Here is a 7289-nt window from a genome sequence, read left to right as displayed (position 1 = left end):
CAAGAACTGGAAGATACTTGCCACCGGCTTTCGAGGGCGCCTCGCCGAGCTTCCGAATGTCATCCGAATCGTCACCGCACTGGAGTTCTACCGACTTGGCTGGTAAGGGCTCTGAATAACGCTCACAGAAGACGGCATGGCCAAATCGTTCGCCCTCGGTTTGAACATGCAGTACCTTGGCTCGGAGACGGACTATCAGCCGTACTGGGTCGACTACACCAACAGCTATCAGTACCGTCCCATTGGGGGGCATATCACGTCGTCGGACAAGAAGCCGCACACATTTATGGCGATCCCACATTGCGGCGGCTGCAATACGTGGGACATTTTCTACGACTTCAACCTTGTCGCCACCACCGGGGCGCAGCCGAGCTCATCCTCCCATCATGTCATGACGGGCTGGGACCTCGTCGGCATGTACGGTCCGGTCAGCTTAACCAGGACGCAGAACCGCATCATGTTCTTGGACGCAAATTACCAGTTCCAGCGCTTCGACAGGACCGTAACCTCCACGAGAGCCCCGGACGGCAACTGTGCACCCGGCGCTAACCCTGACTACTGCTGGCACTACTGCCGGCGGGCAAGAATGCGATGAATATCCGTTCCAATCCGCATACGAGGGTTCGTCCACTTCGACCGACGGGAAGCCATACCAGTGGCTTGGCTCGGCTCGCCCAATTGACGGCGGTGACAACGGCAGAGGTGGTACAAAACTCGCCAACTTCTACGGCATGAAACGGATTCTCGACAACGATCCCTTCTTCGTCGCCATCCTACCTTAGTGTCCTCGGTGGTTCCCTGTCCGTCTACCCTCGCGGACAGGGAACCGCGTTCTCTTCCGCCTCCACCCATGGGAACATTTGCCGATGTCTCACCGACAGGCCCAGCACCAACTCCTGCTGTACCCCGCCTACCGCCTCATCGTCGTGCGCGACCAGGACAATGATGCTGGTGTGGGCGCAGACGCAGCCATTGCCGAGGCTCAGGAGGGGATCGCCGCCAGCACCGGCTATGAGCTGTACATCCACTGCGCACAGGACCTCCTCAAAGTGCATGCAACGCTCGAGATCTGGGACGACACCCCGTACCCGGACAGCCAGGTGGAACAGTGGGGCACACCGCGGACGTTCCGACTCGAGTGCCCGAGCGGCGAAATGAGCATGGGTACCCCCACCGGTGAAGCCATCGGCGCCGATCTCCCGGCGGGGCCCGGCATTTATACCATCGACCTCACCCACCGTGGACGCGACGAAGCCGACAGGCTGCGGAAGCGGATCATGGTGCGATACGACACCATCCCGTTGGACCAACTGCCAGACGAACTCGAACCACACGCCGGCATCGAGCAGTACCGCATCCGCATGTGGTGGCACGCGCCTCTGCCTGAGGAGGACGACGAAGACCTCGACGACTAGTGCCCTGATGCCGCGACTACCGCTCGTACCGCCATACTCCAGTGCATGAGGGCGGACATCGTGATCGTCGGTGGTGGCATCGTCGGCACTGCCACCGCGTACGCGCTCGCCCGCACCCGGCCGGATCTGCGGGTGGTGCTCGCGGAGAAGGAGAGCGGCCTGGCCAGGCACCAGACCGGGCACAACTCCGGCGTCATCCACTCCGGCGTCTACTACCGGCCGGGCAGCCTCAAGGCGCGGTTCGCCACCGAGGGCGCCCGGCGGATGGCCGAGTTCTGCGCCGAGCACGGCCTGCCGCACGAGCCGACCGGCAAGGTGATCGTGGCCACCGAGTCCGCCGAGTTGCCCCGGCTGCACGCGCTGCACGAGCGGGGCCTCGCCAACGGCATCCCGGTCCGCCTGATCGACGTGGGCGAGCTGCGGGAACGCGAACCGCACGTGGCCGGGCTGCGCGCGCTGTTCGTGCCCACCGCGGGGATCTGCGACTTCGGTGCGATCACCGAGACCTACGCCAAGCTCGCCGCGGACGCCGGCACGGAGATCTGGACCTCCGCCGAGGTCACGGCGATCACCCGGCTCGGCGACGTCGCCGTGGTCAGCACCCGGCGCGGCGATGTCGAGGCGCGCTGCGTGGTGACCTGCGCCGGGCTGCACGGCGACCGGGTGGCCGCGCTGGCCGGTGCGCCGCCGGCCAGCCGGGTGGTGCCGTTCCGCGGCGAGTACTACCAGCTCGCCGCTGGCCGGGAGCATCTGGTGTGCGGGTTGGTCTACCCGGTGCCGGACCCGCGGTTCCCGTTCCTCGGCGTGCACCTGACTCGGATGATCGCCGGCGGCGTGCACGCCGGGCCGAATGCGGTGCTCGCGCCGCGCCGGGAGGGCTACTCCTGGTGGCCGGTGGACCCGGTGGACGTCGCCGGCCTGCTGCGCTACCCCGGCTTCTGGTTGCTGGCCAGGCGGCACTGGCGACAGGGCGCGGTCGAGGTGTGGCGCTCGCTGTCCCGCCGGGCGTTCGCCCTCAGCGTGGCCCGGCTGGTGCCGGAGATCACCGTGGCCGATCTGGAGCCGGCGCCACCGGGCGTGCGCGCGCAGGCGCTGCTGCCGGACGGCGGGTTGGCCGACGACTTCCTGATCGAGGAGTCCCCGCTGGCGGTGCACGTGCTCAACGCCCCGTCCCCGGCGGCCACCGCCTCACTGCCGATCGGCGAGGAGATCGCCCGCCGCGTCGCCGCCCGGTTCTGAATCACCCGCCGGGCCGCCACGGGCTGGGCCGGTCGGTGGGCCGGGTGGGGTCGTGGTAGCGGGGCAGGTCGGGCTCGCCCGCGCGCAGCGGCACCAGGCCGTCGGTGATCGCCTGCATGATCGCGTCCCGGGCGCGCGCCGCGTCGCCGAGCCGTTGCGGGGACAGCTCGCCCAGGTTCACCGGCGGGCCGAAGTGAACCCGGAACACCGGCCGCGCCCGCACCGCGCGCAGCCAGGAGAGCAGCACGGGCCGGAAGTCCGCCCAGCAGGTCACCACCGCGGTGCCCCACCAGGCGGCCTCGTGCGCGCCCCACTGACTGACCGGTACCACCGGCACGTCGGCGGCCAGCGCCATCCTGGCCACCCCGGTCTTGCCGCGCTCCGGCCACAACCCGGGATCGTGGCTGATCCGACCCTCCGGGTAGGCGAGCAGCGGCGTCCCGGAACGCAGCGCGTCCACCGCGGCGCCGAACGCCTGGGTGATGCTGTCCCGGCCGCGGTCCACCCGGATGTGCCCGGACGTCCGCAACCCCCAACCGATCACCGGCGTGTCGAACAGCCCGCCGGTGGCGAGGAACCTCGGCGCCACCCCGATCCGCCGGCACGCCGCGACCAGCACGAACACGTCGAAGTTCCCGATGTGGTTGGCGGCCAGCAGCACCGGGCGGTCGCGGAGGCGGACCGGCAGGTCACCGGTGACCTCCAGCCGGCCGGTCATGCCGACCAGCAGCGCGTCCAGGAACATCAGCACCCGCCAGAGCCGCGGAGCCGAACGCCGACCGGCCCGGCGTGTCGGCCCGCGCCCGCGGAACCGCACGGCCACCATGTTCACCGAGCATGGCACGCCCGAGGGCGTTCCGGCGGGTGATCCGCGGGCTGTCCCCACCGCGCGGCCGCGAGTGCTCCGGGAGTGGTCACTGTGCCTGGTGTGACGCACGTGGGGGTTCGGCTACCGTGTGGGACATGGCGAGCCGGACGGGGACCTCGCGCGGAGGATCGACCCGCGGAAGCGGATCACGGGCCCGGTCGTCGGCGACCAGGTCCAGGTCGGCCGCGTCGCGGTCCCGGTCGTCCACCTCGACCCGCCGTGGCACCGGCCGGTCGGCGGCGCGCCGGAGCACCAGGACCAGCACCGGTCGGGGGCTGTTCTCCCGCGGAGCCGGTGGCGTGGGCCGGCTGATCGCCAGGGCCAGGCAGATCGAGCCCGCGCACCGGCGGGACGGCGTGGCCATGCTGCTGGTCGCGGTCGCGGTGATCGTCGCGGCCGGGGTGTGGCTGCGCTCCGGCGGCCCGGTGGGGCTGTGGCTGGACTTCGCGGTGCGCCAGGTGGTGGGGAGTGCCGCGCTCGCCGTCCCGGTGGTGCTGCTGCTGGTCGGCCTGGTGATGATGCGCACCGAGCCGCAGCCGGAGACCCGGCCGCGCACCGTGTTCGGCTCGCTGCTGCTCGGCCTGGGCGTGCTGGGCCTGCTGCACGTCTTCGCCGGGCAGCCCACCCAGGCGCGGGACTGGACGAACGCCGGCGGCGCGCTCGGCTACCTCGCCGGCGGTTTCCTCGCCCAGGGGCTGACCCCGTGGGTGGCCGCTCCGCTGCTCGCCCTGCTCGTCGTCTACGGGTTCCTGCTGGTCACCGGAACCCCGGTGCGGGAGGTGCCGGACCGGGTGCGCGTGCTGCTCGGCACGGCCGGAGAGCAGGCGGCGGACGGCGAGCAGGCCGAGGCGCCCGCGGACGAGCAGAGCACCGAGAGCGCTCCGGTGCGGCTGCGCCGGCCCTCCCGGCGCCGGCAGGCCTCGATGGCCAAGGACGACGCCGGAGAGACCGCCCAGGACACCGCGGACGCCGCGGCCGAGAACGCCACACCGGCCAAGCCCGCCCCGGCCAGGGCCGCCAAGCCCACGGTGCGGCCGGCGGAGGTGAAGGCCGCCGAACCGCCGGCGGCGGGCCAGCAGACCCAACTGGAACTGGTCCGCACCGTGGACGGCGACTACCAGTTGCCGCCGCCCACCATGCTCACCGATGGTGACCCGCCGAAGGCCCGCAGCAAGGCCAACGACGCGATGATCGAGGCGATCAGCGGCGTGCTGGAGCAGTTCTCGATTGACGCCCAGGTCACCGGGTTCACCCGGGGTCCGACGGTGACCCGCTATGAGGTCGAACTCGGGCACGGCGTGAAGGTGGAGAAGATCACCGCACTGACCAAGAACATCGCATACGCGGTGGCCACCGACAACGTGCGGCTGCTCGCGCCGATCCCGGGAAAGTCCGCGGTGGGCATCGAGGTGCCCAACAGTGACCGGGAGATGGTGCGCCTGGGCGACGTGCTGCGCTCCGCCACCGCGGTGTCCGACACCCACCCGATGGTGATCGGGCTGGGCAAGGACATCGAGGGCCACTTCGTCACCGCGAACCTGACCAAGATGCCGCACCTGCTGGTCGCCGGGTCCACCGGTTCCGGCAAGTCCAGCTTCGTCAACTCGATGCTGGTGTCCCTGCTGGCCCGGGCCACGCCGGACGAGTGCCGGATGATCCTCATCGACCCGAAGATGGTCGAGCTGACTCCGTACGAGGGCATCCCGCACCTGATCACGCCCATCATCACCCAGCCGAAGAAGGCGGCGGCCGCGCTCGCCTGGCTGGTGGACGAGATGGAGCAGCGCTACCAGGACATGCAGGCCAACCGGGTGCGGCACATCGACGACTTCAACCGGAAGGTGCGCTCCGGGGAGATCACCACTCCGCCGGGCAGCGAGCGCCAGTACCGCCCGTACCCGTACATTCTGGCCATCGTGGACGAGTTGGCCGACCTGATGATGACCGCGCCGCGGGACGTCGAGGACGCCATCGTGCGCATCACGCAGAAGGCGCGCGCCGCCGGCATCCACCTGGTGCTCGCCACCCAGCGGCCGAGCGTGGACGTGGTCACCGGGCTGATCAAGACCAACGTGCCGTCCCGGCTGGCGTTCGCCACCTCCTCACTCACCGACTCGCGGGTCATCCTGGACCAGCCCGGCGCGGAGAAACTGATCGGCATGGGCGACGGCCTGTACCTGCCGATGGGCGCGGCCAAGCCGGTGCGCATCCAGGGGTCCTACGTCAGCGACGAGGAGATCGCCGCGATCGTCTCGTTCGTCCGCGACCAGGCCCAGCCCGAGTACACCGAGGGCGTGACCACCGCCAAGGCCGGGGAGAAGAAGGAGATCGACGCGGACATCGGCGACGATCTCGACCTGCTGCTCCAGGCCGCCGAGCTGGTGGTGTCCAGCCAGTTCGGCTCCACCTCGATGCTGCAGCGCAAGCTGCGGGTGGGCTTCGCCAAGGCGGGCCGGCTGATGGACCTGCTGGAGACCCGCGGCGTGGTCGGGCCGAGCGAGGGCTCCAAGGCACGCGACGTGCTGGTCAAGCCGGAGGACCTGGACTCGGTGCTGGCCTTCATCCGCGGCGGCCCGGCGGCCGCCGAGGAGGAGTAACTACCGGCGGGAGGGAGTTCCCGCCGGCCGGTCGCCCACACCGGGGCTCGCCCGGAAACATCACCCAGCGGAACTGTCGCGTCTCGGACACCATCGGAGTCCCGGTGGTACTGCGCACGGGGTGGTGGGCGCCCGCCCCGCACGCGGCCCCGCACCCGTACCTCCCCGATCGGGCGCGCCACCCGGAGGGCCGCCCGGTCCTGGGGGTACGGGCGGCCCTCCCGGCGCGGCTCACCGGTGCAGCACCGCGGTGATCGCGTCGGCCGTGCTGGGCACCCGGCCGCCGAGTTCCCGCACGCCCACGTAGTACAGATCCGCGGTGCGGCGGCAGGTCCAGTTCGTGCCGCACACCGAGTACATGTCGGAGCGGAAATTGTCGTCGATTTCCCTGCGGTTCGGCTCGGTGAACCGGCGTTGCCGCCGGTAGTTGCGATAACCGAAATCGTGGCGTTCGCAGGCGTGCCGGAAGTGAAATCCGAACGGGCTGTCCGGAACATGTGAGCAGCCGTCCGACGACCAGTCGAGCTGATCGGCGTACGGGTGTGTGCTACGAATGGTGACGAATCGGGGAAGCGAGGTGTGGAACAGGTAGGTGTCCGTCACCGCATCCAGCTTCACCGGGCTGAGCGCGGCCTGCGCCGAGCCCGCGGTCAGGACCATCACGGCGGATACGGTAAGTCCACTGAGGACACCGCCAGCGGTTTTACGCACGGGAGTCTCCCTCCGGGTCGGCGCGGGGACGAGAATTTCCTACCGGCGCCGCGCGCGATCCGGAAACCCCCGTTCGACGGAACGGCGGTGAACAGCGGGTGATTTTCCGGTGGCCTATGAGCGTTATTCAGGCCGGCTTGATCACCTCAAAGTAGGGCAACGACCCCGATCAGATAAGATCGTTTTCCTACCACAGAACACGACTTACAGGCGGGGCCGTTGCGTTACCAGTCTACTACAGGACTTGCTGCCGACCAGATCGAGGAGCTTGTTGCTCGCATTTGGCAGATCGTCTCCTGTAATAAAAAGCAAGTCTGGCCTCCGGTGGTGGGACTGTATCGCGCTGTCGTACTCACCTTGGTATACGTCCGGCAGAATCTGAACCAGGCGGCTGTGGGCGACCTGTTCGGAGTCAGCCAGTCGACCGTATCGAGAGTTTATCGATCCATACTTCCGCTG

The 7289-nt window shown here is 69.4% G+C and carries 9 protein-coding genes; 6 read left to right on the top strand and 3 right to left on the bottom strand.

Going from position 1 to position 7289, the window contains the following annotated elements; translation table 11 throughout:
• The first annotated feature begins 136 nt into the window (after window positions 1–136).
• The 4 genes from FFT21_RS27760 to lhgD all read left to right on the top strand — a co-directional run bounded on the left by FFT21_RS27760 (window position 137) and on the right by lhgD (window position 2654).
• On the top strand, window positions 137–595 hold the full coding sequence (locus FFT21_RS27760; protein WP_137816873.1) for a hypothetical protein: 459 nt from the start codon (window positions 137–139) through the stop codon (window positions 593–595).
• Window positions 534–782, top strand: coding sequence for a NucA/NucB deoxyribonuclease domain-containing protein (locus tag FFT21_RS30935; RefSeq protein WP_137816872.1), 249 nt, complete (start codon window positions 534–536; stop codon window positions 780–782). Before FFT21_RS27760 ends, FFT21_RS30935 begins: the two co-directional genes overlap by 62 nt.
• Window positions 783–926: 144 nt before the next feature.
• A complete protein-coding gene (locus FFT21_RS27750) occupies window positions 927–1415 on the top strand; it encodes a hypothetical protein (RefSeq protein WP_137816871.1) in 489 nt (162 codons plus the stop codon).
• A gap of 45 nt (window positions 1416–1460) precedes the next feature.
• On the top strand, window positions 1461–2654 hold the full coding sequence (lhgD, locus tag FFT21_RS27745; protein WP_137816870.1) for an L-2-hydroxyglutarate dehydrogenase: 1194 nt from the start codon (window positions 1461–1463) through the stop codon (window positions 2652–2654).
• A 1-nt stretch (window position 2655) separates the two neighbouring features.
• Here lhgD and FFT21_RS27740 read toward each other — a convergent pair whose 3' ends face one another.
• Both FFT21_RS27740 and FFT21_RS30145 read right to left on the bottom strand, forming a co-directional pair.
• Window positions 2656–3480, bottom strand: a complete 825-nt coding sequence (locus FFT21_RS27740) for a lysophospholipid acyltransferase family protein (RefSeq protein ID WP_225978824.1) — start codon at window positions 3478–3480, stop codon at window positions 2656–2658.
• Window positions 3481–3568: 88 nt separating this feature from the next.
• Window positions 3569–3787, bottom strand: a complete 219-nt coding sequence (locus FFT21_RS30145) for a hypothetical protein (protein WP_225978823.1) — start codon at window positions 3785–3787, stop codon at window positions 3569–3571.
• A gap of 34 nt (window positions 3788–3821) precedes the next feature.
• Between FFT21_RS30145 and FFT21_RS27735 the strand changes: the two genes are divergently transcribed.
• The gene (locus FFT21_RS27735) at window positions 3822–6119 is read left to right on the top strand and encodes a DNA translocase FtsK (protein WP_225978822.1); all 2298 of its coding nucleotides are present in this window, start codon (window positions 3822–3824) and stop codon (window positions 6117–6119) included.
• A 231-nt stretch (window positions 6120–6350) separates the two neighbouring features.
• On the opposite strand, the gene FFT21_RS27730 is transcribed toward FFT21_RS27735, so the two are convergent.
• Window positions 6351–6779, bottom strand: coding sequence for a phospholipase (locus tag FFT21_RS27730; RefSeq protein ID WP_137816874.1), 429 nt, complete (start codon window positions 6777–6779; stop codon window positions 6351–6353).
• Window positions 6780–7049: 270 nt separating this feature from the next.
• On the opposite strand from FFT21_RS27730, the gene FFT21_RS27725 reads away from it, so the two are divergent.
• The coding region (locus FFT21_RS27725; protein ID WP_137811991.1) for a helix-turn-helix domain-containing protein at window positions 7050–7289 on the top strand (240 nt) is incomplete at its 3' end.

This window comes from Gandjariella thermophila, from assembly GCF_005405885.1.
Lineage (GTDB): Bacteria > Actinomycetota > Actinomycetes > Mycobacteriales > Pseudonocardiaceae > Gandjariella > Gandjariella thermophila.
The sequence above is the reverse complement of the archived record's forward strand: the minus strand, read 5'-3'. Positions and strand labels throughout refer to the sequence as shown.

Excerpts from the sequence above, each read along its gene's own strand:
- FFT21_RS27760 (WP_137816873.1), top strand. The coding sequence starts at position 137 with ATGGCCAAATCGTTCGCCCTCGGTTTGAACATGCAGTACCTTGGCTCG.
- lhgD (WP_137816870.1), top strand. The coding sequence starts at position 1,461 with ATGAGGGCGGACATCGTGATCGTCGGTGGTGGCATCGTCGGCACTGCC.
- FFT21_RS27740 (WP_225978824.1), bottom strand. The coding sequence starts at position 3,480 with ATGGTGGCCGTGCGGTTCCGCGGGCGCGGGCCGACACGCCGGGCCGGT.
- FFT21_RS27730 (WP_137816874.1), bottom strand. The coding sequence starts at position 6,779 with ATGGTCCTGACCGCGGGCTCGGCGCAGGCCGCGCTCAGCCCGGTGAAG.